Raw genomic sequence first — 24,040 nt, 5'->3', positions numbered from 1 at the left:
GAAATGAGAGCTATGCCTCTAATTTTGATAAAACAAAGGCCGGAATACCCTGCCTTATCAATGAGATGAATCTATTTTTAATCTGTAATCAGTAGAGGATAGAGTAAAGCTGACGGCGGTATTGTGCAGCCAGTGGATTCCCTTGGCCTAATGCACTGAGTATATCCATAAAGGTTTTTTTCATTTCGCCGTCGAGAGCATTGAGATTTTTTACAATGAAGCGCCAGATAAGCTCGAGCGCTTCTTCATCACGATTAACATTATGATAGTTCAATGCCAAATCCAGCGCTAACTTGGCATTGTCCTGATCTTGGGCAAATGCGATCTCAAGAGATTGGATCTCAGGGCTATTCGCCGCCTGATTATGCAGTTCTAATTTAGCAATAAGGCTCTTGTAGTCGTTATCTTGGTATTCGAGAGGAATATGTTGCAGCTGTTCTGCAGCAAGAGTGAAATCTTGAGTTTCAAGGTAGCAAGCAGCCAGCGCAAGTTTCACTTCTCCTTTCACTAATAACTCTTCTGGGAGCGATTTTAGTAGTGGCAGCGCTTGAGTATGCTCGCCTGCAGCGACCAGTTGAAGAGCGCGATTCATTGTTAGCGCATCTTGGCTTGGTAAGTGTCGGTTAAGCATCTCTTCGATGGCACTAATCGGTTGGGGGCCACCCATGCCATCCACGGGTTGGCCTTCAGAAAATAAGGCGATAGTGGGTAACGCTTGAACACCAAATTGCGCAGCAATGCCTTGTTCTTGTTCACAATTGAGCAGCGCAAGCGTAAACGCACCATTGTAGTTTTGAGCGAGCTGTTGCAGTTGAGGAATGATGTCACTGCTTTCTTGGCTCATTGGGGCCCAAAAATGGATAAGCAGAGGGGTTTGTCGAGAGCTTTCGAGAACCGGCATAAAATTCTGCTGATTGAGTTCGACGATAAAAGGTGATTGCATTTGCTTTATCCTTGCCAATTATAAGTACTGGGGGCGCTAGTATTGATTCACTTAGGCAGAGCCTATTGCTACTAACAGTATGGGCAGGAAGTGTATATATCAAGTCTCTAAAACAAAAACGCCACTGAATTCAGTGGCATTTTTATTGGCAGCATGTGCAGCGAAGGTGTTTAAAATAAGATAAACAGAGTTAGCGCAGCACTCACACATAGCCAATTTAATTTATTTAATGACATCTGCAGGCACCGAATGAAACGCTTATTAATATGGGGTATTTCTACGTTGCCAGTGAATCATGCGCTTCTATTGTGACGTAATGATGACATTAAGCGGCTTTTTGCAAAATTTTATCCAACCATCGACTGGGCAATAGGCGCTTTAGAATGGCAAACACCTTGGTTGGTCGTGTGACTCGATAACGGATCTTTGGCCGTGGTGCTTCAAGGGCATCAATCAAAGGGGGGATACAAGCTTCAGCTGGCAGTACAAAAGCATTGTTTGAGCCCTCCTTTTCGAGTCGTTGAATTTGTTGTTTATAGGCGGTTTGATGAACGCTGCCATCAATATCAATCCATTGCTGAAAGGCTTTTAAGGCATTGGCTCGAAAGCGGGTTTCAATTGGGCCTGGTTCAATCAAGCTGATTTTGATCTCGGTATCGGCAAGCTCTAATCGCAAGGTGTCACTCCAACCTTCAAGGGCGAATTTAGAGGCGTTGTAAGCACCACGGTATTTCATTGCAGCAAAGCCAAGTACGGAACTGTTTTGTACGATACGGCCATAGCCTTGTTTACGCATTACTGGCAGTACGTGTTGAACCAGTTGATGCCAACCAAAAAAGTTACTCTCAAATTGTGCGCGCAGCGCGTCGGTCGGTAAGTCTTCCAGTGCGCCGGGTTGCCCATATGCGCCATTATTGAATAAACCGTAAAGCTGTCCATTGGTGAGTGCCAATGTTTGCGTTACTGCATGCTCAATACTGGCTGAATCGCTCAAGTCTAATTGAAGGCAAGTTAGACCTTCCGCTTGCAGTCTTTCTACATCTTCAGCTTTGCGGCAAGATGCGATCACTTGGTAGCCCCGTTGATGAAGTGCATGGGCGGCTGCATAGCCAATTCCAGATGAACAGCCGGTGATCAGTACTGCTTTTGACATGAATTCCTTCTCTTTAAGCGACGATATGCCACTCTAGAGTAAAGGATTAGTCGCGATGTTGTAATAAATTTTTTAGTGCAGGTTCAATTCTGGAGTAGCTAAAACGAAAGCCCAATTCGGTGAGTTTTTTCGGCTTGGCTCGGACGCTATCGAAGAGCAACACCGCGCTCTCTCCCATCATTATTTTCAGCGCCCATTTAGGGGTAAACAACAGGTGAGGGCGTTTTAGCGTTCGAGCTAAAGTACGGCTGAAATGACGGTTGGTGACGGGGTGAGGAGCACAAAAGTTAAATTCCCCATGGGCATGTTCAGTCTCGAGTAAATAGAGTATGCCGCGTACCATATCTAACATGTGAATCCAAGGTAGGTATTGTTTACCACGTCCAATTGGGCCACCAACGCCGAGCTTATAGGGCAATAACATTTTGCTTAAGGCGCCGCCGTCACAACCTAAAACCACACCGGTTCTCAAGATGCATACTCGAGTCTCTTCTGAGCGCGCGCGATTGGCGATCTCTTCCCATTTTGCACAAACATAATGAGGAAAGCCTTTGCTTTGAACATGCAAGCTTTCATCGAATGGATGCTGTTGTTGATCGCCATAGTAGCCGACCGCTGAGCCACTGATGAAGACTTTAGGCGGAGTGGTGCTTGCATGAATAAGGCTGACAATTTGTTCGGTGAGTTGCCAGCGACTTTGGCAGATGGCCTGTTTTTGTTTTTTGTTCCAACGCTTATCGGCGATGGGCTCTCCGGCGAGATTAATCACGGCATCAAAATCATTTAAATCATGCAGATCATCCAAGTGGGAGAGGTAGGTAATATTGCCTAAATCAGCATGACTGAGAGTTTGCTTCGCTTTATCTAGGTTGCGCGATAGCAGAACCACCTCATGGGTCGTTAAGTGTTTCAACAATTCTCTGCCGACGAATCCAGTACCGCCAGTGATCAATATCTTCATTACGTTCTCCTCACTTGGAGTAATTATAGCGATAACCTCGCCACTCGGATCAGAGCGTGCGTGATAATTGTCGCGTTTCAACGGCGAATCAGGAAGTGTAGGGAGTCACAGAATACACATTTTGTTACATCCAATATGAGTGGTGATGCAACCGTCACATACTATCAGTAGGCGCTTTGGCAAGATAGGTTATGGGCAAGATAGCCTACGGGTTAGCAATGGAGTGAGATTATGCTGGAAGTGAGGCAAGCAATAGGCGCTTTACTGCGCGCTATGTTGGGCAGCTTTCGTGATCTTATGCCAATCATTATCGTGATTGCTTTTTTCCAGTTAGTGGTACTACAAGAACCACTGCCCAATCTTCTCTCGATCTTATTCGGCTTGTTGCTGGTGGTTCTTGGCCTGACGTTTTTTATTTTTGGGCTTGAGATGGGGCTCTTTCCTATTGGCGAGACCATAGCGCAAGCTTTTGCCCGCAAAGGCAGTGTATTTTGGTTGTTGATTTTTGCTTTCTGCTTGGGCTTTGGTACGACGGTTGCAGAGCCTGCCTTAACCGCCATTGCCGATGAAGCGGCAGAAGTGGCCGCAGAGGGCGGTATGATCATCAATGATGAGGCGAGTCGCGAGGACTACGCTAATGGCTTGCGGCTAACGGTCGCATTATCGGTTGGGATCGCGATTGTGTTAGGCGTATTACGCATTCTCAAAGGCTGGCCAATCCAAACCATGATTATTGGTGGTTATATCGGTGTGGTGATTCTCACCGCGTTTGCACCAGAAAGTATTATTGGCGTGGCTTACGACTCCGGAGGGGTGACCACCTCGACCATTACCGTACCATTAGTCACAGCATTAGGCGTGGGCTTGGCTTCTTCAATTAAAGGGAGAAATCCGATGATTGATGGCTTTGGCTTGATCGCATTTGCCTCTTTGCTGCCAATGATGTTTGGAATGGTGGTGGCATGATGATGCAGCTACTGGATACCTTTATTGACACCGTTGGCGATGTTATTCCTATTGCCACGATTCTATTTGGCTTTCAATTTGCGGTGTTGCGCCGACCTATCGCTAATCCCATCAAGGTGTTATTGGGCTTTTTTTATGTCATTTTAGGTTTATCCCTTTTCTTACTTGGTCTTGAGTTGGCGCTCTTTCCTTTGGGCGAGACCATGGCAGCGCAACTGACCGCGCCTGATTTTCTGCAACAAGTTCGCATTAGTGCCCAAGAGACATTGAGTTGGATTGATTATTACTGGGTCTATTTGTTCGCGTTTTGCATCGGCTTCAGTACCACCATTGCGGAGCCATCATTGATCGCTGTGGCGATCAAAGCCAATCAGGTTTCGGGTGGCAGCATTCGGGTTAATGGTTTGCGTATTGCTGTCGCGCTGGGCGTCGCGATTGGTATTTCGCTGGGTAGCTATCGAATCGTTGTTGGTGATCCGATTCATTACTACATCATCTTTGGCTATATCGTGGTCGTCATTCAAACTTTTTTCGCGCCCAAGTTAATCATTCCATTAGCTTATGACTCAGGCGGTGTGACCACCTCTACAGTGACTGTACCGCTTGTCGCTGCGCTTGGACTTGGCCTTGCTTCTACCGTTCCGGGACGCAATCCAATGATTGATGGTTTTGGCTTGATTGCATTTGCCAGCTTATTTCCGATCATTTCAGTAATGGGGTACGCACAGATAACCCAATGGTTGAATAAACCTAAACAAGAGGATAAAGAAAATGCGCTTTAAGTTGCTTTTAGCCTTTGTTGAAGACAGTAAAACCGAACAAGTGCTTGATGCAGCGCGTCAAGCGGGCGCGACAGGGGCGACAGTGATCAACAACGCTCGTGGCGAAGGACTCAACCAAAAACGGACCTTTTTTGGCCTGACATTAGAGGTGCAAAAAGACGTGTTGCTATTTGTGGTTGAAGAGCATTTGGCTCGGCAAATATTAGAAACCATCAGTGACGTTGGTGAGTTTGATCAAGCATCGGGGCAGGGCATTGCCGTCCAAATAGATATCGAAGATGCTGTTGGTGTTGCCCATCAAGTTGAGCAGTTAACCAAAGTGGTAGAGGATGAATTATGACAACCCAAGAAATCATTCGTGTACGCGATGTAATGACGGGCAACTACGTCATTATTGATGGTTTAACGACAGTGCAGGAGGGGATCCGTTTAGCACGGCAAAATCAAGTTAAAGCCCTTGTGGTCAATAAACGCCATCAAGATGATGAATATGGCATTGTCTTGATGAACGATATTGCTAAAAAAGTGTTAGCGAAAAATCGCTCCTGCGAACGGACTAATATTTATGAAGTGATGACCAAACCCGCATTGGGAGTGGATCCTACGATGAACGTCAAATATTGTGCACGTCTGTTTGAACGTTTCGGTATTAGCCGAGCACCGGTGATTGAAAATGGTCAAGTGATCGGTATGGTCAGTTACAATAATATTGTTCTAAATGGCATGGCGCGAGATGACGACTGATCGACAATTACGTAGAATAGCCTCAATTATTTTGAGGAGTTGATGTCGTGAAATTGTTTTTTGCCTCAGATCTGCATGGCAGTCTGCCTGCTACAACCCAAGTATTACAAGAGTTTGAACGCTCTGGTATAGAGCATTTAGTTTTGCTGGGGGATGTGTTAAATCATGGCCCTCGTAATCCGATTCCAGAAGGTTATAACCCTCCGGCGGTGGCTGAATTACTTAACCAATATGCGGACCGCATTATCGCAGTACGCGGTAATTGTGATAGTGAAGTTGACCAAATGCTGCTGTCATTCCCGATGATGAGTGATTTTGCTTGGGTGATGCTGCCAAACGGTAAGCGTTTGTTTGTTACCCATGGCCATCTGTACAACAGCGATAAACGCCCAGCGTTGCGAGAGGGGGATGTGATAGTGCATGGTCACACTCATATTCCGGTTGCCGAACGTAAAGGGGCGCAATTTATTTTCAATCCAGGTTCTGTCACATTTCCACGCGATGGCTTTGCTGCCAGTTACGGCTTACTAGAAAATAACACCATCAAGGTGAAGAGTTTTGTCGGGGATACTTTAGCTGAGACGCAATTAGACGCTGAGTTTTGAAGCGTTGATTTTAACCGTTGATTTTAACTACAGAGTGGTAATCAACAGATGGAACAGGAAAAGGCACCGTATGGTGCCTTTTTGTTGTTATCGAAGCGAGATCGCGGCAAAGTTAGGCTTTATCGCAGTCATTTTATTATCGTAATTGTCTAGTAATGTTATTTACAGCTAATGTTATTTACAACGAATGCTATTTATACCAATGCTATTTACTATCGGAATGACCTAAGTCTCTCTCTGGATCAATCACATCACGCACACGTTGTTTTAGGACTTTTGCTTCAGGAAAGCCACCATCGCGTTTGCGCTCCCAAATCAGTTGGCCATTGCAAATGATTTCGAATCGGCCACCAGTATCGGGGTGAAGAGAGATCGAAGCAATTTCTTCACTAAAGGTATGTAAGAGCTCTTGGCTTAACCAAGTTGAGCGCAGCATCCAATTACACTGACGGCAATAAAAAATCTCAATATTTGCTTTTTCCATTTCATTTCCTAAATAAGTAGTTTTATGCCCACCAGTAAGGTGAGGATCTCAAAGCAGATTTTAATTATTCGATTACTAAAGCGAGTCGAAAGGTACGCACCGATACTGCCGCCGACAAACGAGCCAACCAGTAAAATCGGTAACCATGGCCAATAGATTTGAGCGCCAGCATGCACAATCGCGATGCCGCCAATGCCATTCCAAAATAGACCAACACAGATCATGGTCAGTGCCACCGCTTGCTTGTAGCTATAGCCAAACCAGCGTACTAAAAATAGGGTGACCAATAGACCGGAGCCTGCGGTAAGTGAGCCATTAATAATGCCGATAAAAATTAAGCCCAGCCCACCGAGTGACCAACCGAAGAAATGACGATGAATGGGTCGGGATTCTTGGCCTAGCTGCTTTTTGAAATAGGAATAGATGCCTAAAACTAAGATCATCACACCAAGGGCTTTTTCCGCCCAAAAGTCGGGAATCGTCAGGATAAGATTGGCACCAATGATCACCCCAATACTGCCAACAAGCGTGAGATAACAAGCTTCAGCAAAAGAAAACGATTTTTGTTTTAGGTGCGTAAAGGCGGCGCCTAGGCCAAGAGCGACACTAGCGACTTTATGTGTGGCCAGTGCAACAGAGAACGGTAAACCAAAAAACAGTAATAACGGGAATTGCAGCAAGCCTGCGCCCCCACCTGAAAGGGCGGCGAGTATGTTGGCTGTGAGTGAGCCCAGTAACAGGCCAGCGGAATTAATCCAATCCATGATGATAAAAAAGGGAGCGTCATGCTCCCTTGTCATTGTCGTGAGAACTAGTTAGAGAAAAGTACCGTAGAACCATGACTTAAGCTAGTTAAAAGCAAGGTTTTATCGTTGACGATATCAATGCGACGGCTCAATTGTGAGTCCATTTTAAATAACTGCTTAATCAGTTGTAGCTGTACATCAGTGAAATCTTTGCTTTGCGCGGAAGAGACATCTTTAAACTCTTTAGGCGAAATTAGTAGATAGTTATCACTGATTTCCCAATCACCCGTTTCAGAAATATTGATCACGCTATCGCTCTGTTCACTATTGGCAAACAAACGAATCGTCGCTACGCGGATGTAAGTGCCGTTTGGCAGGTATTTTACATTCGAGACCACGTCGACTTTACGCAGCGGACCGACGGTTTCTTCTTGCAGATTATCGCTGATCACGGTGACCATTTTTGATTGCCACTCTTTAGAGGTAATGGTCTTTTCTACTTGAAAATCACTATCTAAGTACAACCAACCACTAAAAAGTACCGATACTGCTAATAAGGCTAACGCTAGTTTTTGATTCATAAATATTCCTTATTGGCAGATATGGTCAAGGTCATTTTGGTCAGAGAAAATACGCACGGTAATGTTCTCTCCAGAATGATCAAGTCGATGAATATAGTTCAGCACCAACTGATTATTTTGGCCACCAGTGGCGATCACTTCGACAGGCGCCGCTTCATTTAAGTGGGATTGTTTGTAGCGAACCACACACTGCTCAATGGCCGAATACCAATGAGAAAGGTCAGGATGATTAATAGGGGTTTTGACCACGACGCCATCAAATGAATTGATTTGACGAAATTGAGAATCGGTTGGTTTATCGATAACTAACGCAAGTAAAGGCAGTAACAATGCAATAGCAATCAAGACTTTACTAAATAGAGTGGAGGTCGTTTTTACCGTTGTTTGAGGCTCAAGTTGAGGTGAGGATGTTGGCGGTAACTCTACTTCACGCTCAATATCTTCGGTCAAATTAATCTCAGGCTCTTGCTCCTCATTGGCCTCATAAGTTGCATTGTCTTGAGGTTCGATGATTGGTGTGTCGCCGCTAACTAATGGCGTCATTCGTTCTACAGAGCAGATCAGTTGATAACCGCGTTTCGGTACGGTTTTGACAAATTCAGGCGATTTAGTCGAGTCTTTTAGAAATTTTCGTAGTGTTGAGATCGCTTGAGTTAGGCTTGAGTCATCAACTTCAAACCCTTGCTCACGCCACACGAAGTCGTGTAACTCATTGCGGGTTACGACTAAATTTGGCTTTTCCACCAGTAGAAGAAGGATCCTGCTTTCATTACTACCGAGACGGATAATATCGACATCATTGTCTTTTTCTATCAGTGAGTTGGTGTTTGGATCGAACGTGAACTTGTTCGCCAGATTAAACTTTGTACCTATATTACTCATGCAGTTGGCCTTCAGTTTTGATAGGTCTCAGACATCACTAGTGTCAATGAATGATACGGATCACAATCTTAATAAATATGGATCGCCATTTACAAATATTTTGTTAGGCAGGATAGACAAACTAAAATCAAAAAAACACCGTTTTTATAATTTTTGACCTTGAATTTACATTTGTCACCCTCATGTTAATTAACAATCATCATCAAATAATCCTTGGTATTAACATCCTAGGATCCTGATAAGTATAGATGTTACGGAGTAAACATGAGCGAAACTGCAACACACAATAAAGAGACTCGTGGCTTTCAGTCTGAAGTAAAACAGCTGCTTCACTTAATGATCCACTCTCTGTACTCAAATAAAGAGATTTTCCTACGTGAGCTAATTTCTAACGCGTCAGACGCGTCAGATAAGCTTCGTTTCCAAGCGTTGTCTAATGCCGATCTGTATCAAGGTGATGCAGACCTTAGCGTGAAACTCTCTTTCGATGAAAAGAACAACACCCTAACCATTTCTGATAACGGTATCGGCATGAGCCGTGAAGATGTGATTGAGCATCTAGGCACGATTGCTAAATCGGGCACCGCGGAATTTTTCTCAAAACTGTCAGATGATCAGAGCAAAGACTCTCAACTGATTGGTCAATTTGGTGTGGGCTTCTACTCGGCATTTATTGTCGCAGATAGCGTAACTGTGCGCACTCGCGCAGCAAGCCTATCCGCGGATCAGGCGGTTCAGTGGCATTCTGAAGGTGAAGGCCACTACACCATCGAAGATATCCATAAAGAAACACGCGGTACAGATATCGTGCTGCACATGCGTGAAGATGGTAAAGAGTTTTTAAATGAATGGCGTTTACGTGACGTCATCGGCAAATATTCTGATCACATTGGTATTCCGGTTCTGATCCACACTGAAGAACGTGATGAAGAAGGTAAGGAAACTGGCGAGAAGAAGTGGGAGCAAATTAACAAAGCTCAAGCCCTTTGGACTCGTAATAAGTCGGACATCAGCGACGAAGAATACCAAGAGTTTTATAAGCACGTTTCGCACGATTTTGCTGATCCATTAGTGTGGAGTCACAACCGTGTTGAAGGTAAGAACGACTACACCAGTCTGTTATACATCCCAGCGAAAGCCCCTTGGGATATGTTCAACCGTGATCATAAATCAGGTTTAAAACTGTACGTACAGCGCGTCTTCATTATGGATGATGCTGAGCAGTTTATGCCTTCTTACCTGCGTTTCATTCGTGGTTTGATTGATTCAAATGATTTACCACTCAACGTATCGCGTGAAATTCTACAAGATAATAAAGTGACGCAATCATTGCGTAACGCTTGTACTAAACGTGTCTTGACTATGCTTGAGCGCATGGCCAATAACGACAACGATAAGTACCTTTCTTTCTGGAAAGAATTTGGCCTAGTGCTAAAAGAAGGTCCAGCGGAAGACATGGCCAACAAAGAGAAAGTGGCAGGTCTATTGCGTTTTGCCTCAACTGAAGTGGATTCAGAAGAGCAGACTGTTGGTCTTGCGTCTTACATTGAGCGCATGAAAGAAGATCAAGATAAGATCTACTACCTAACCGCAGACAGCTACGCAGCGGCGAAAAACAGCCCGCACTTAGAGCAGTTTAAAGCCAAGGGCATTGAAGTGATCTTGATGTACGATCGCATCGATGAGTGGTTGATGAACTACCTGACTGAATTTGATGGTAAGCAGTTCCAGTCAATCACCAAAGCGGGTCTTGATCTGAGCAAGTTTGAAGATGAAGCTGAAAAAGAGAAGCATAAAGCAGCGGAAGAAGAGTTCAAATCGGTTGTGGAACGCACCAAAGAGTATTTAGGTGATCGCGTTAAAGAAGTGCGTACTACCTTTAAGCTCGCCACAACACCAGCGGTTGTAGTAACGGATGATTTTGAAATGGGTACCCAAATGGCAAAGTTGCTTGAAGCAGCAGGCCAAGCCGTGCCAGAAGTGAAATACATTTTCGAAATTAACCCAGAACATCCACTGGTTAAGCAAATGGCGGATGAAGCCGATGAACAAGCTTTTGGCCGTTGGGTTGAAGTTCTACTTGGTCAAGCAATGCTGGCAGAACGTGGTTCATTGCAAGATCCATCGCAATTTTTAGGTGCAATTAATACTCTTTTGACTAAGGGCTAATATTAGCTAAAAAACAAAAAGCTCGCATCTTGCGGGCTTTTTGTTTGAACGTCAGAGATAAATAGCAAAACATGCAGCGATTAGGCTGACGTTGTCAGCTGATATAGTGGCTTAACATTCTTTAGTCTTATTAGAGTCGTGCTGCCTGTAAAATATGGTAGACTCAGAAACTTGAATGTCAGTCTTAAGGCGTGTATTTTGCTCGCCCAAACACAATACTCCGTTTAGTGGGTATATACCGAAACTTACCGTCCGCACTTGTTTTAGTTTGCTCAATCAAGCTTGAGTGAATGAGGCATCTGATTGTGAGCTTCGGTATAAATTTCTAATATTAAAGAGGATAAATCATGCGCATCATTCTTCTAGGTGCTCCAGGTGCAGGTAAAGGCACACAAGCAAACTTCATCATGGATAAATACGGTATTCCACAAATCTCTACTGGTGACATGCTGCGTGCTGCTATCAAAGCAGGTACAGAACTAGGCAAACAAGCTAAAGCTGTAATCGATGCTGGTCAGCTAGTTTCTGATGAAATCATCCTTGGTCTTATCAAAGAGCGCATTGCTCAAGACGATTGTGAGAAAGGTTTCCTGCTAGATGGTTTCCCTCGCACTATCCCTCAAGCTGATGGCCTAAAAGAAATGGGCGTTGCGGTAGATTACGTTATCGAATTCGACGTTGCTGACAGTGTGATCGTTGAGCGTATGGCTGGTCGTCGTGCTCACCTTCCTTCTGGTCGTACTTACCATGTAGTGTACAACCCGCCTAAAGAAGAAGGTAAAGATGACGTGACTGGTGAAGACCTTGTTGTTCGTGATGACGACAAAGAAGAAACAGTACGTGCTCGTCTAGGTGTTTACCATGAGCAAACTGCTCCGCTTATCTCTTACTACGGTAAAGAAGCTGAAGTAGGTAACACTAAGTACCTTAAATTTGATGGTACTAAGCAAGTTGCAGAAGTAAGTGCAGATATCGAGAAAGCACTGGCTTAATTCTCACTAAGAGAAAAAATTGCTATAGTAAAGGCGACCTAATGGTCGCCTTTTTTATTTGCTTTTTAAGTGCTTAAACCCGCGAGAAGTTTGATCGCTTTTTAGCGTGAGCGCGTATCTAAATTCTTTCTACCGTCGATAGGATGCCATGAATAACAATAACAAACAGGGTGTGTTACTGGTTAACCTCGGTACGCCAGACGAGCCAACCGCGCCAGCGGTAAAACGTTTCTTAAGCCAGTTTTTGCATGATAAACGAGTTGTGGATATGACTCGCTGGTTATGGTGTCCTTTACTGCATGGGGTGATTTTACCTATTCGTGCGCCCAAAGTGGCTAAGCTCTATCAATCAGTTTGGATGGATGAAGGCTCACCGCTGATGGTGTATTCTCAGCGCCAAGCGGCAAAGTTGGCTGCGCAACTTGATATTCCGGTCGAATTAGCCATGACTTACGGCAATCCAAGTCTGTTGTCTGGTCTGCAAGCATTAATGGCGCAGGGCGTGGAGGAGGTAATTGTATTGCCTCTTTATCCGCAGTATTCAGCGACGACAACGGCCGCTGTTTCTGATGGCTTAACATTAGCCTTCAAACAGATGGCAGTAATACCAAGCTATCGTTTAGTGCGTGATTATCATCAGCATCCACTCTACATCAAAGCGCTTGCGGATAGTGTGCGCCGTTCATGGCAAAAGAACGGACAGGCCGATTACTTGCTCTGTTCATATCACGGTATTCCTCAGCGTTTTGCTGATAATGGCGATATTTACCCAATTCATTGTCAACAGACGACGCAACTACTCCAGCAAGAGCTAGGATTAAGCGATGAGCAAATTGGTATGACTTACCAATCTAGATTTGGTCGTGAAGAATGGTTACAACCCTACACCGATAAAACCCTCGAAATGTTACCAAGTAAGGGCATTAAATCGATTGATGTCATGACACCAGCCTTTGCGGCGGATTGCTTAGAGACGCTAGAGGAAATCTCAGAGGAGTGCCAAGCACTCTTTAAACAACATGGTGGGGAACATTTTAACTTTATTCCATGCCTCAATGATGATGATGGTCATATTGAGATGATGAGAGCTCTCGTGGAAAAGTAAGTGTTTATAGCTCTAGTGAATGCAAATTGAAGCCACCGCAAGGTGGCTTTTTTATGCCTGTTGTTCAGATAGAATCATGAAATTTTTCTCACGATGGGTGGATACAAAGAGGTAAGGGATATGTTGTTAGTGCGAGTAATATCCATTTGCTTGCTGAATGAACCGTGATCGAGATCTGATTATTATTATGGAGAATTAACAAACAACTCAATCAAGCTAAAAGCGGTGTGATACCAATAGCACTCAGCAGTTATTTTTCTGTATTGACTGTGATTTGGATCGTCTCACTGGTCACTTAGAAGTTTTGATGTTTTGTAAGTGCATGAAATATTGTTGTTAAATATCATGCGATGTTTTTACGTTGCGTCAGATCTCACTCACCTTTGCTGCATTTTTATCTGCCAAATTAATTCGCCACTATAGAGCCAAGCCAGGGATGAAGCTCCTTTTATGCGATCAATAACGATGTTCAATCATCCAACAAGAATCGCGGCAATTTTTATTTATTAAGGCAGATTATCATGAAAAAAACTCTTACTCTTAGCGCACTTTCGCTTGCTTTCGCCTCTACTGCATTTGCAGGGTCTTCTTATGTAACGGGTAACGTGCAATTCCATTCTGATGCACAACCTAATGCGACTTCAACATTAGAAGCTGGCCATACATTTGATACAGGTACCACGCTTTTGACGGAGTTTGATGGTATTTCATTGGGTAAGTACGATGATGATGCGCTTCAAGATAACGGCTTAGGCAATTCGCCATATATTACTTTGGGTATCGAGCAAAGTTACTCGGTGAACGACAACTTATGGGTAGCCGTTGGTTACCACCATCTATTGAATAACGGTGAAACGGTACAGTATCGTCCATTGGTGAAAATTGGTTATAACTTCGATAACGGAATTGCGATCAGTAACCGCACACGCTACCACGATGTAAAAGATGGCGAAGATCAACTTCGTTTTGATAACCGTATCGGCTACAGCGTGAATCCAGAACTGACATTAAGCTACAATAACGTTTACGTTCGTAATGATGGCGATGCCGATAATTCGATGGATCACGAGCTTCGAGCGACTTGGACTCGCCAAGGTGTTCAACCTTATTTTGAGTACCGCAATCAAGGTAACGGTACTGACGCAACCAATAATGCCTTTGTTTTTGGTGCCTCTTACGGTTTTTAAGAACGATAAAATAGAATCCTGCGCATCATAGAACAAAGCCCAGCATTGCTGGGCTTTTTCATTGTGGTATGTGTTTAACGATTGCCTTGGTAAACGTTGTACTCAAACACTTGGCCGCGTTCGTTATAGGCGTATACCGCGTATGAATCTTTTTCATCGCCATATTCCATACCAGGAGAGCCCATCGGCATACCGGGTACCGCTAAGCCTTTTGCGTTCTTTGGTGGATTGGCTAGAAATGATTTAATATCGTCAGCGGGGATGTGGCCTTCAAAAACGTAACCGCCAATTTCAGCAGTATGGCAAGATGCCAACTTTGGAGCCAAGCCTAGTTGTTGTTTTACCGCATTCATATCATCATGCAGTTTATCTTCAACCGTGAAACCCGCATCTTGCATGTGTTTCGTCCATTCTGTGCAGCAACCACAGTAAGGTGATTTATGGTTAATCACATCCGCTGCGAATGCTGAACCTGAAGATGCTAGCAGCAGTGCTAAAGAAAGTGTTTTCATTGTCATAGTTGCCTCTAAGAACGATTTGTAGTTTTAAATAGTCGTAGTCGATTAGCGTTACTTACCACTGTAATAGAAGAAAGTGCCATTGCTGCACCTGCTACTACAGGGCTAAGTAAAAAGCCAAATGCTGGGTATAAGACACCGGCAGCAATTGGAATGCCTAGAGAGTTATAGATAAACGCTCCAAACAAATTTTCTTTCATATTTTTTACCGTTGCTTTGGATAGTTCAATCGCATTGACCACCGCTAACGGCGAGGAGTTTAGTAGCGTCATTTGCGCACTTTCTATCGCCACATCACTGCCGCTGCCCATCGCAATCCCAATATCGGCAAGCGCTAGGGCTGGCGCGTCATTCACTCCATCCCCGACCATAGCCACTTTGTGCCCTTGCTCTTTGAGCTGTTGCACTTGCTGAGCTTTTTGATCTGGGAGAACTTGTGCAATGACACTCTTAATCCCTAGTTGTTTTGCAATCGCATTGGCGACCGCTTGGTTGTCACCAGTTAGCATAACGGGTTCGATTTGCATTGCTTTAAGTGCTGAGATGGCACTGAATGCTTCCGGCTTGATCGGGTCGGCAATCGCGATGACCGCTTGAGCTATATTAGAAACGGTAAGGATCACTGGTGTCCAAACGCGTTGTTCACATTCAGATATTGCTGCATCAAAGTGCGACAAATCCACATTGGTTTGCTGAGCTTGTGGCAATGAAATAACGGCAATCGCTTGATTGTCGAGTTGCCCAGTCACGCCTTTGCCGCGTAAGTTATGAAAGTCATGCACTTCTTTAAGCTCAATGTTTTCAAGCTTTGCTTGATTGACAATCGCTTTAGCTAATGGATGCTCTGAGTATTGCTCTAAACTTGCCGCTATTTGTAGCCATTGTGCTTGTTGGCTCTGTTGGCTGAAAATCTGCTCAACGCTCGGCGTTCCTTGGGTTAAGGTGCCCGTTTTATCAAATACTACGCAGTCTACCTTGCTTGCTGATTGCAGTACGTCAGCATCTCGAATCAAGATGCCCATTTCAGCGGCTTTACCAATCCCTACAGTTACAGAAAGTGGTGTGGCAAGGCCAAGTGCACAAGGACAGGCAATAATCAGTACGGTCGTTGCCACAACTAACATATAACTGGCTTTTGGATCGGGCCCAACGGCATACCATACTAATGCGGCAGCAATCGCGATCGCGACCACCACGGGAACAAACACCGCTGAGATTTGGTCTGCTAATTTTGCGATGGCTGGTTTACTGCTTTGCGCTTGACGAACTAAATCAATAATGCGAGCCAACATGGTGTCGCTGCCTACGCTGGTGGCTTGAATCACAATGCTGCCATCTTGATTTAATGTGCCGGCTGAGACATGGCTGTCGATCTGCTTATCAACGGGCATTGGTTCGCCAGTCAGCATGGATTCATCAATGTATGAGTGACCACTTAACACGATGCCATCAACCGGGATCTTTTCACCCGGTTTAATACGCAGTTGCATTCCCTGTGTGATCGCTTCTACTGCAATTTCTTGATCTCCTTGCGCGGTGACCAGTGTTGCATTTTTCGGCTGGAGATCGATCAGTGCTTGTAACGATTGAGTGGTACGCGCTTTCGCTTTTGCTTCAATATAGTGGCCCAGTGAAATTAGGCCAATGATCATCGCACTTGCTTCAAAGTAAACATGACGAGAAGCGATAGGAAACCAGTTAGGAAAAATGACGATGACCATTGAAAACAGCCATGCAGCGCCTGTTCCCAAGGCCACTAAGGTATCCATGGTGGCGCGACGATGGGTTAACGCTAACCACGCATTACTGAAAAAGCTGCGTCCTGCTGTTGCAAGAAGCCATAAGCAGACAAGGCCAATGCCGCCCCAAATCAATTGGTCGTTGAGATTGCGAATCATCATGTTGCCGCCAAATACGCCCCAAGCCATCAATGGCCCACCAATAGCAAGTCCCATCCAAGCACTTTTTTTATGGTGTGCTTGGGTTTGGTGCAATTGCTCAGCTTGCTTTTCTTGCTGGGTTTTTGGGTCATCAATTAACTGTGCTTGATAACCGAGCTTTACAACGGCACTGAGCAGTAAATCGATATTGAGATCGGCGTGATCACTAAAAACTAAGGCACTTTGCTCAGCTAGGTTGACTTGCGCTTTCGTCACTCCCTCAACCGATGCTAATGCATGCTCGACAGAAGCCACGCAGCTTGCGCAGGTCATGCCGCTGATCAGCAAATTGAACTTATGCCCGCTTGCGGTTGAGCTATTCGTTGCTTTCGTGGTTGCTTTCGTTTTTGCAGGGGATTGCTCCGCATTCGCTTTAATTGATTCAGAGGTTGGTTTGGCTTGATAACCTGCTTCGGTGACGATATCGATGATCGTTTGATTAGGTAAAGTTGTTATCAGCGATAAGTTATCTTTACTGACTGAAACTTGGGCAATCGCAGCGTTGTTTTGTAATTGTTGAGTGAGCTTTGTTACACAACGTCCACAACTTAACCCACTGAGCAAAAAACGTTTGTTTAATTCAGCTTGGTAACCTAAATCTTCGATTTGCTCGACGATGTCCGTTAAGGAGGCTGTCGTTTCAAGTTCGATCAAGGTTGGCGAAAGAGTTTGAATCGAAACGTCAAAGCGCTCGCTAAGGCGTTGTTCTAATTTACGCGCACAGCCCATACAATTTAGCCCTTGCAGTGGGATTTCAAATCTGTTCATCACTTTATCCTCGAACGGTTGATGCGACGAAGCATAAACCTTTCCTCAAGGGCAAGGTCAAGGTGGAAATAAGAAATTATTATGGGAATGTTTGGCGTTTTTTTCGATAAAATTATCAGTGATTAAGAGCCTAAGGTATCTTTCGGTATAGATATTGTTTGAATGCAATTAAGTTGTTCACTCTGTTCGACTAAAAAAGACCGACTTACCCTAGCACCTAAAGGAAGTTGAGTATAAAATAACGCCCAATTTTGGCATCGGTTGTTGCGGTGCGGTCAATTAGACAATCAAGGTATTTAACATGACGGTTAAAACTCGTTTTGCTCCTAGCCCAACAGGCTACCTTCACGTAGGTGGTGCTCGTACAGCACTCTATTCTTGGCTATATGCTAAACACAACAAAGGTGAATTCGTTCTACGTATCGAAGACACGGATCTTGAGCGTAACTCTCAAGAAGCTGTTGATGCGATCATGGAAGGTATGGAATGGCTAGGTCTTGAGTGGAATGAAGGTCCTTACTTCCAAACTCAACGTTTTGACCGTTACAACGAAATGGTTGATGTGCTACTTGCACAAGACAAAGCATACAAATGTTACGCATCAAAAGAGTTGCTAGACGAAGTTCGTGCAGAACAGGAAGCAAACAAAGAGATGGCACGTTACGATGCGAACCATCCAAAAATTAAAGCAGCAAACGACGCGGCAAAAGATGGCGATCCATGTGTTATCCGTTTCCGTAACCCGAAAGAAGGCAGCGTTGTTTTTGATGACCAAATTCGTGGTCGCATCGAAATCAGCAACAGCCAAATGGATGACCTAATCATCCGTCGTACAGATGGCTCGCCAACGTACAACTTCTGTGTTGTGGTTGATGACTGGGATATGGAAATTACTCATGTAATCCGTGGTGAAGACCATATCAATAACACGCCTCGTCAAATCAACATCTACGAAGCGCTTGGTGCTCCAGTCCCAACATTTGCTCACTGTGCAATGATCCTGGGTGATGATGGTGCAAAACTGTCTAAGCGTCACGGTGCGGTATCTGTAATGCAATACCGTGATATGGGCTACCTACCAGAAGCTCTAAATAACTACCTAGTGCGTCTAGGTTGGTCTCACGGTGACCAAGAAATCTTCTCTCAAGAAGAGATGATTGAGTTCTTCAGCCTAAACGCGATCTCTAAATCAGCTTCTGCGTTTAATACAGATAAGCTACTTTGGTTGAACAACCACTACATTAAAACGTCAGAGCCAGAGTACGTAGCTAAGCATCTACAATGGCATCTCGATCAGCAAGCGCTAAACATTGAAAATGGCCCAGCGATTACTGAAGTGATTAAGCTAGTAGGCGAGCGTTGCAATACCTTGGTTGAATTGGCTGAGCAAATCCGTTACTTCTACGAAGATTTCGCAGAGTTTGAAGCGGGCGCGGCGAAGAAACATCTACGTGGTGTGGCAAAAGAGCCTCTAGAAGTTGCGTTAGCGAAAGTGGAAGCGATTGAAGAGTGGACAACTGAAAACTTACACCAAATGATCGCAGACGTATGTGCTGACTTAGAAATTGGTATGGGTAAAATCGGTATGCCACTACGCGTAGCGGTGACAGGCGGCGGTCAATCACCATCAGTAGATGCAGTAATGCAGCTGATTGGTAAAGAGCGTTGTGTTGCTCGTATCAAGATGGCATTGCTGAGCGTGAAGCAAACGCATAATTATGAGTGCTAAAAAATAGCTAAAGACCGCAGCCATTGGGCTGCGGTTTTTTTTCGTCGCGTAATTAATTGGAATTTCTACCTTTCCTGTTCTACTTTTATTTGTGTCACCGATGAGAAATTGCACAAACAATCAAAATGCTATTTTATGAATCACTTAATGCGCAAATGTGTGCGGTCCTTTACTCAGCTTAAGTTCATCGCTTAAAGCGAGGTTCGATTCGATGATTGTTTATTGATTTTCGGTATCTTATTTTACCTTTAAGATATTGAAAAAATCATTATAGTGCGACCGTTGTCGATAATAATCATACTCTTAGACAACTTAGCTTCGGAAGTGACGTAACAAGTCGGTGTTATTTTAGACATCGTCACTTGCTCAAGTAGACAATGGATTAAGGAATTCATGATGAAAAAATTAGCAGTGGTAATTTCAGCCTCTTTAATGATGGCTTCAAATATGGCAATGGCCGAACCTTACCTAGGTTTAAAAGCCGGTTATTCATGGCTCAACGACGAGTGTAAGACAGGCTTTGTTTGTGATGATGATGACTCTGCATCTGCAGGTATCTTTGGTGGTTACGAGTTTAATGACTATCTTGCTTTAGAAGCAGGTTATGACTATCTAGGTAAATTTACCGGTGCTGGTTTACCTGATCGCAGTGTTGGAGCTTTCACGCTAGCGCCAAAGCTGAGCGTTGGTTTGACTGATGCGTTGGATTTATACGGTAAATTTGGTGGTGCTTACGTTAATTATGGCTCTAAAGATGATGCGTCTTTCTTAGGCGCATTGGGTCTAGAATATGATGTAATGGAAAACGGTTCTGTCCGTTTAGAGTACCAAGCGATTACCGACATCAATAACGACATCGTACGGGCATTTGCAAACTCAGCAACAATCGGTTTTGCCTACAAATTTGGTGGTAGCGAAGAAGCGGCACCAGAGCCAGTAGTTGAAGAAGTGATGGTTGTTGAAGAAGTGGCTGAAGTTGTTGTTATGACCAAAACATACGAAGCGACTCTGCTAGATACAGAAACCTTTGCACTGAACAGTTCTGAGTTAAAACCAGAAAGCGCGAGCAAGCTTGATGAGTTAGTTGCAGTACTAAATGAGTACCCACAAGCGAAAGTTAGCATTGTTGGCTACACCGATTCATCTGGCGCAGCGGAATATAACCAAGCGTTGTCAGAGAAGCGCGCACAAGCTGTGGCTGATGTTTTAGCTGAGCGTGGTATCGCTACAGATCGCATGGCGGTGAGCGGTGAAGGTGAGAACAACCCGATTGCTGACAATAGCACTCGTGAAGGTCGTGCACAAAACCGTCGTGTTGAAATTACTGTTCCTGAATTTGAGTACCAAGTTCAACAGTAATTCGCCAACGTTTGACGTTTAGAGCGTGAATTGAAAGCCTCGAGAAATCGAGGCTTTTTAGTGACAGAAGGAAAGGGAAAGCAACCTCATTTGAGGTCAATACTGCTGAGTCGGCCCATAAACTCCAATATTTCTAAATTCATCTTATTGGCTTCCAATAGTGCTTTCTTAGTCTTGGTGTAAGCACCGAGTCGACCATGTTTGTTGATCGAGCATACAACGCTTTTGTAGATCAACTTGCCATTGTCATCATAATTCCGCCATGCGGCAATGTAGCACTCATCTTTCGCATCAGGGCTCTCTTTGGTAGGCCGAGGTTTAAAGATGATTTTCGGTTCCAATGAGTGTGGTAAACGAGTCATTAGATAAGGATCTTTTAGCAAGCGACGCCAAAATTTTCCCCACATTTCACTACCTAGTTCATTTCGTAGCTTGATCGCCTTCTGCAGGCCTTTCTTCTCCCCAATTTTTAGAAAACCAACCGAGCGATGAAGCACAGTGTCTTCAGGGGTGTGAATATGAATCTTGTAGGCAGTCTTAGCTTTAGAAATAAACCGGTGTCCGGTATTAGTTGTTAAATTGCTCTTTGGCATAATTTTAAATGATATATTTGTTATTAATGAAAGGGTAAGCAATTGTTAATAGATTTAAAAGTGCGAATACTCAATAAAGATAGCTCATCTAAAAATTATTGCTCAAGAACCTGTCTTGCTCACATAAAAATGAGGTTAAATAAGTAACAAATAGCACATGGTAGAAGGTTGAATGGACTGAAGTATTTATGCGGTGTATCGGTAATTAATGCCTGACAATTTAGTCGTCGCTAGAGAGAGCTTCAGATCAATCGATAAAGAAAAACCCACGCGTATAGGCATGGGTTTTAAAGATGGCGCTCCCGACAGGATTCGAACCTGTGACCTATCCCTTAGGAGGGGATTGCGCTATCCAGCTGTGCCACGGGAGCTAATGAGCATTGATGATAATCAATTAGACGAATAGATCCATCAGAAATTGTTGTTAAGGGATGAGCTTGTGCATAACATCGCCAATTTGAATACTATTTGCTAACTCTGGTTGATCGACACTGAGTTCCGCTTCATGTTCGTAGACTCGGCCCACGGTGAGCGTGATATCAGTTGCGGTGACCTTATTACGTGGCAAACCTCGTTGATCGATAAAAGATCCGGTATGCCATAGTTGCAGTTTATCGCCTTCTCTTACTCCATGGATTCGACCAAGATCCATCGTCAGTGTATTGCCCCATTTAGCAACAATTTCAGGTAAGGTAATTTTGCACGAAACTTCTGATTCTAGATCCAGCATCACATTGCGGCTGACTCGTAACATCATATCGCCATAAGTAGAGGCCCAAAAGCGGGCGCTGCGAGTATCAACTTGGCTGGTTTTCGGGAACGGCCACAATGCCACCTCTCGGTAATTTCGGGTGTAGACTTCGCTGCCGGTCTTTCCGTCAAAAATAGTGAGTTCCATGGCGAATTGACGATTGATGGTATCGTCTCTTAACAATTTTTGGTCAATGGTTGCCGTGAGATCGGTAATGGTGCCGCCAATGATGTATTGCGCTCCAGTATCTTCGGCGATCATTTTTAGGCGCTCTGGGTTGCGTTTGTTGATCTCAAAATCGGTGGTGCCTACTGAAACAAAGCTGCTCGATTCTTCATCTAGTTGTCGATTGATCACTTGAGCAAAATCATCGCCGAGGCTATAAACCTGCCCCATAACCGCTTGTTGTGGAGAGGCCAAATCGATATTACCGACCAAAAATGTCTTCTTATATTGATCTACGTGGCAACCTGTTGCCGATGGATAGATATCGATGCGAGCTTTGACCAGCATGACATTTTTACGCACTTTCTGCTCTTCAACTAAGATATAACGCACTTCGTGGTTAGTGAACTGGTATTCTTTTCGGTCACTTTCTAGTAATGGTTTAAGATTGGAAATGCTGCCGATGTCCGCACCGGAAAAACTGACTGCTTTGTAGAGTGCGTCTTCTAAAGCGTGTAAACGCGCGGCTTCCTCAGATGAAACAACGGTTGCCATCCCCGTCACTTCATACCATGCAGCATGTGCGAGCGTTGAACTTAAGCTCAGTGAAAACGTAGCCAATAGGCCGAAAACAAATTTTTTCATATTTTATTTACCAATTAGGTACAGTTTTTGCTTGGTTAATCGTATCAGATTTTGGCATTGCGTTTCTTTATGTATACAAACAGAGAAAAGCAAAGAGTGTTCCACTTTTTTATAGAGAGAGAAAAGTGATGAATAAATGCCTAAATGTATCGGAGATCAGAGAATGAAAAAATGGTTAGCTTTAGTGCCTGTAGTCTTTCTGACTGCTTGCGCTTACTCCCCTATTTATAATGGTAAAGAACCTTATCAGGGCAGTCAGTTTATGTTGATGGACAGCCCACGTCACACTCTCGACTTTTTCGTAGAGAGTTTGACAGAAGAGTTAGTGCAATCGAACACGAGTGTTTCTGCTCGCACACCTATTGCGGTGACTTCGTTTGTTGATCTGCAAAATATGGATGCGACTAACTGGTTAGGCAATTCTGTTTCAGAAGGGTTTATTTATCAATTTCAGCGCCGTGGCTTCAAAGTTGTTGATTATAAGACCACGGGTAGCATACAGGTGACATCGCAAGGTGACTTTGCGTTTAGTCGTGACTGGAAAGACTTGGCAAAAGAACAAGACATTGAATATGTGTTAACGGGGACTATGTTACGTCAAGAAGGTGGTGTATTAGTTAATGCTCGTGTTGTTGGTATGCAATCACGTATTGTTGTCGCTTCAGCACAAGGCTTCCTACCTGCCGATCGAATTGGCCGAGATTTGGATACCTTAAATAGTATTCGTACCCAAGATGGTGTATTGATCCGCTCAGACCCAACCATTCGTCAACCTTACACCGTTATCTTGCGCCCATAGGAGCACCCATGAAGAAGTTATTATTATTGCTGGTTGCATTTAGCATGATGGGTTGCCAGCCTTTAACTCAGATGCGCCCAGATGATTGGCTAACCGCTGTCGGTTATGCCAGTATTGGTGAACAAAAAGGTCGTGATGCGGAAGAAAAGCAAGTTCGTGCTATGCGTGCATCAAAGATCGATGCGTATCGTGAATTAGCAGAACAAGTTTATGGTATGCGAGTTAGTGGTCGTGCTGATCTTAAAGATCAACGTCTTGGCACTGAAGTCACCTCCGGTGCGGTCGATGGGGTTATTCGTGGTGCAGAAGTCGTGCGTAGCTATAAGGTAGGAGATACCTACGTGACCGAGTTGCGTCTCGATATTCGTAAAATGAATAAGCTGCGCGATTACGGTGAGGTTCAGCAAGTGCCAGAAAAACGCCAACAAACTCTCTTTTAGCTCTCTATTCTCTGATCTGATGGCAATAAAAAA

At 44.2% G+C, this 24,040-nt stretch carries 24 protein-coding genes and 1 tRNA gene; 13 read left to right on the top strand and 12 right to left on the bottom strand.

Annotation, left to right across the window (positions count from 1 at the left end; all coding sequences use genetic code 11):
* Window positions 1–88: 88 nt before the first annotated feature.
* From RH88_RS03805 to RH88_RS03795, 3 genes are all read right to left on the bottom strand, one after another.
* Window positions 89–943: a co-chaperone YbbN gene (locus RH88_RS03805; protein WP_005593558.1), complete on the bottom strand. Its 855-nt coding sequence runs from the start codon at window positions 941–943 to the stop codon at window positions 89–91.
* 325 nt (window positions 944–1,268) lie between these two features.
* Window positions 1,269–2,096, bottom strand: coding sequence for an SDR family oxidoreductase (locus tag RH88_RS03800; protein WP_005593557.1), 828 nt, complete (start codon window positions 2,094–2,096; stop codon window positions 1,269–1,271).
* A 46-nt stretch (window positions 2,097–2,142) separates the two neighbouring features.
* The gene (locus RH88_RS03795; RefSeq protein WP_005593556.1) at window positions 2,143–3,057 is read right to left on the bottom strand and encodes a TIGR01777 family oxidoreductase; all 915 of its coding nucleotides are present in this window, start codon (window positions 3,055–3,057) and stop codon (window positions 2,143–2,145) included.
* Between the two features lie 231 nt (window positions 3,058–3,288).
* Here RH88_RS03795 and RH88_RS03790 point away from each other — a divergent pair, with 231 nt between their 5' ends.
* From RH88_RS03790 to yfcE, 5 genes are read left to right on the top strand one after another with little or no spacing between them, the layout of a single operon-like run.
* Window positions 3,289–4,023, top strand: coding sequence for a DUF1538 domain-containing protein (locus tag RH88_RS03790; RefSeq protein ID WP_005593555.1), 735 nt, complete (start codon window positions 3,289–3,291; stop codon window positions 4,021–4,023).
* Complete coding sequence (locus tag RH88_RS03785; RefSeq protein WP_005593554.1) at window positions 4,020–4,805, top strand: DUF1538 domain-containing protein; 786 nt, start codon at window positions 4,020–4,022, stop codon at window positions 4,803–4,805. Before RH88_RS03790 ends, RH88_RS03785 begins: the two co-directional genes overlap by 4 nt.
* Window positions 4,795–5,145, top strand: coding sequence for a P-II family nitrogen regulator (locus RH88_RS03780; protein ID WP_005593553.1), 351 nt, complete (start codon window positions 4,795–4,797; stop codon window positions 5,143–5,145). Before RH88_RS03785 ends, RH88_RS03780 begins: the two co-directional genes overlap by 11 nt.
* On the top strand, window positions 5,142–5,549 hold the full coding sequence (locus RH88_RS03775) for a CBS domain-containing protein (protein ID WP_005593552.1): 408 nt from the start codon (window positions 5,142–5,144) through the stop codon (window positions 5,547–5,549). The genes RH88_RS03780 and RH88_RS03775 overlap by 4 nt, the downstream gene beginning before the upstream one ends.
* A gap of 47 nt (window positions 5,550–5,596) precedes the next feature.
* The gene (gene yfcE, locus RH88_RS03770) at window positions 5,597–6,154 is read left to right on the top strand and encodes a phosphodiesterase (RefSeq protein WP_005593551.1); all 558 of its coding nucleotides are present in this window, start codon (window positions 5,597–5,599) and stop codon (window positions 6,152–6,154) included.
* 205 nt (window positions 6,155–6,359) lie between these two features.
* On the opposite strand, the gene RH88_RS03765 is transcribed toward yfcE, so the two are convergent.
* Genes RH88_RS03765 through RH88_RS03750 form a run of 4 tightly spaced genes read right to left on the bottom strand, consistent with a single transcriptional unit; the run spans window position 6,360 to window position 8,847 of the window.
* On the bottom strand, window positions 6,360–6,638 hold the full coding sequence (locus RH88_RS03765; RefSeq protein ID WP_005593550.1) for an Rdx family protein: 279 nt from the start codon (window positions 6,636–6,638) through the stop codon (window positions 6,360–6,362).
* Between the two features lie 8 nt (window positions 6,639–6,646).
* Window positions 6,647–7,402, bottom strand: coding sequence for a sulfite exporter TauE/SafE family protein (locus RH88_RS03760; protein WP_005593549.1), 756 nt, complete (start codon window positions 7,400–7,402; stop codon window positions 6,647–6,649).
* 47 nt (window positions 7,403–7,449) lie between these two features.
* On the bottom strand, window positions 7,450–7,965 hold the full coding sequence (locus tag RH88_RS03755) for a regulatory protein ToxS (protein WP_005593548.1): 516 nt from the start codon (window positions 7,963–7,965) through the stop codon (window positions 7,450–7,452).
* A gap of 9 nt (window positions 7,966–7,974) precedes the next feature.
* Window positions 7,975–8,847, bottom strand: a complete 873-nt coding sequence (locus RH88_RS03750) for a winged helix-turn-helix domain-containing protein (protein ID WP_005593547.1) — start codon at window positions 8,845–8,847, stop codon at window positions 7,975–7,977.
* Window positions 8,848–9,111: 264 nt separating this feature from the next.
* Here RH88_RS03750 and htpG point away from each other — a divergent pair, with 264 nt between their 5' ends.
* The 4 genes from htpG to RH88_RS03730 all read left to right on the top strand — a co-directional run bounded on the left by htpG (window position 9,112) and on the right by RH88_RS03730 (window position 14,300).
* Window positions 9,112–11,016, top strand: a complete 1,905-nt coding sequence (gene htpG / locus RH88_RS03745) for a molecular chaperone HtpG (protein WP_005593546.1) — start codon at window positions 9,112–9,114, stop codon at window positions 11,014–11,016.
* 347 nt (window positions 11,017–11,363) lie between these two features.
* Window positions 11,364–12,008, top strand: coding sequence for an adenylate kinase (gene adk / locus RH88_RS03740; protein WP_005593545.1), 645 nt, complete (start codon window positions 11,364–11,366; stop codon window positions 12,006–12,008).
* A gap of 148 nt (window positions 12,009–12,156) precedes the next feature.
* Complete coding sequence (gene hemH, locus RH88_RS03735; protein WP_005593544.1) at window positions 12,157–13,113, top strand: ferrochelatase; 957 nt, start codon at window positions 12,157–12,159, stop codon at window positions 13,111–13,113.
* 521 nt (window positions 13,114–13,634) lie between these two features.
* Complete coding sequence (locus RH88_RS03730) at window positions 13,635–14,300, top strand: oligogalacturonate-specific porin KdgM family protein (protein ID WP_005593543.1); 666 nt, start codon at window positions 13,635–13,637, stop codon at window positions 14,298–14,300.
* A 74-nt stretch (window positions 14,301–14,374) separates the two neighbouring features.
* Here the strand turns inward: RH88_RS03730 and RH88_RS03725 are convergent, their stop codons facing one another.
* Together RH88_RS03725 and RH88_RS03720 are read right to left on the bottom strand one after the other, a co-directional pair.
* On the bottom strand, window positions 14,375–14,812 hold the full coding sequence (locus tag RH88_RS03725) for a DUF411 domain-containing protein (RefSeq protein WP_005593542.1): 438 nt from the start codon (window positions 14,810–14,812) through the stop codon (window positions 14,375–14,377).
* Window positions 14,813–14,826: 14 nt separating this feature from the next.
* Entirely contained in the window at window positions 14,827–17,526 is a 2,700-nt protein-coding gene (locus RH88_RS03720) for a heavy metal translocating P-type ATPase (RefSeq protein WP_005593541.1), read from the bottom strand.
* A 301-nt stretch (window positions 17,527–17,827) separates the two neighbouring features.
* On the opposite strand from RH88_RS03720, the gene gltX reads away from it, so the two are divergent.
* Together gltX and RH88_RS03710 are read left to right on the top strand one after the other, a co-directional pair.
* Complete coding sequence (gltX, locus tag RH88_RS03715; RefSeq protein WP_005593540.1) at window positions 17,828–19,255, top strand: glutamate--tRNA ligase; 1,428 nt, start codon at window positions 17,828–17,830, stop codon at window positions 19,253–19,255.
* A 396-nt stretch (window positions 19,256–19,651) separates the two neighbouring features.
* Window positions 19,652–20,614 carry an OmpA family protein gene (locus RH88_RS03710; RefSeq protein ID WP_005593539.1) on the top strand — a complete coding sequence of 321 codons (963 nt, stop codon included), beginning with the start codon at window positions 19,652–19,654 and terminating at the stop codon, window positions 20,612–20,614.
* Between the two features lie 86 nt (window positions 20,615–20,700).
* Here the strand turns inward: RH88_RS03710 and RH88_RS03705 are convergent, their stop codons facing one another.
* The 3 genes from RH88_RS03705 to RH88_RS03695 all read right to left on the bottom strand — a co-directional run bounded on the left by RH88_RS03705 (window position 20,701) and on the right by RH88_RS03695 (window position 22,768).
* Entirely contained in the window at window positions 20,701–21,207 is a 507-nt protein-coding gene (locus RH88_RS03705; protein ID WP_005593538.1) for a hypothetical protein, read from the bottom strand.
* A gap of 294 nt (window positions 21,208–21,501) precedes the next feature.
* Window positions 21,502–21,578: transfer RNA gene (locus RH88_RS03700), tRNA-Arg, on the bottom strand.
* 53 nt (window positions 21,579–21,631) lie between these two features.
* On the bottom strand, window positions 21,632–22,768 hold the full coding sequence (locus RH88_RS03695) for a flagellar assembly protein FlgT (protein WP_005593537.1): 1,137 nt from the start codon (window positions 22,766–22,768) through the stop codon (window positions 21,632–21,634).
* A gap of 163 nt (window positions 22,769–22,931) precedes the next feature.
* Between RH88_RS03695 and RH88_RS03690 the strand changes: the two genes are divergently transcribed.
* Both RH88_RS03690 and flgP read left to right on the top strand, forming a co-directional pair.
* The gene (locus RH88_RS03690) at window positions 22,932–23,567 is read left to right on the top strand and encodes a FlgO family outer membrane protein (protein WP_005593536.1); all 636 of its coding nucleotides are present in this window, start codon (window positions 22,932–22,934) and stop codon (window positions 23,565–23,567) included.
* A gap of 8 nt (window positions 23,568–23,575) precedes the next feature.
* Entirely contained in the window at window positions 23,576–24,007 is a 432-nt protein-coding gene (flgP, locus tag RH88_RS03685; RefSeq protein WP_005593535.1) for a flagellar assembly lipoprotein FlgP, read from the top strand.
* Window positions 24,008–24,040: the final 33 nt, after the last annotated feature.

It is taken from the genome of Vibrio scophthalmi LMG 19158, from assembly GCF_000222585.1.
Lineage (GTDB): Bacteria > Pseudomonadota > Gammaproteobacteria > Enterobacterales > Vibrionaceae > Vibrio > Vibrio scophthalmi.
The sequence above is the reverse complement of the archived record's forward strand: the minus strand, read 5'-3'. Positions and strand labels throughout refer to the sequence as shown.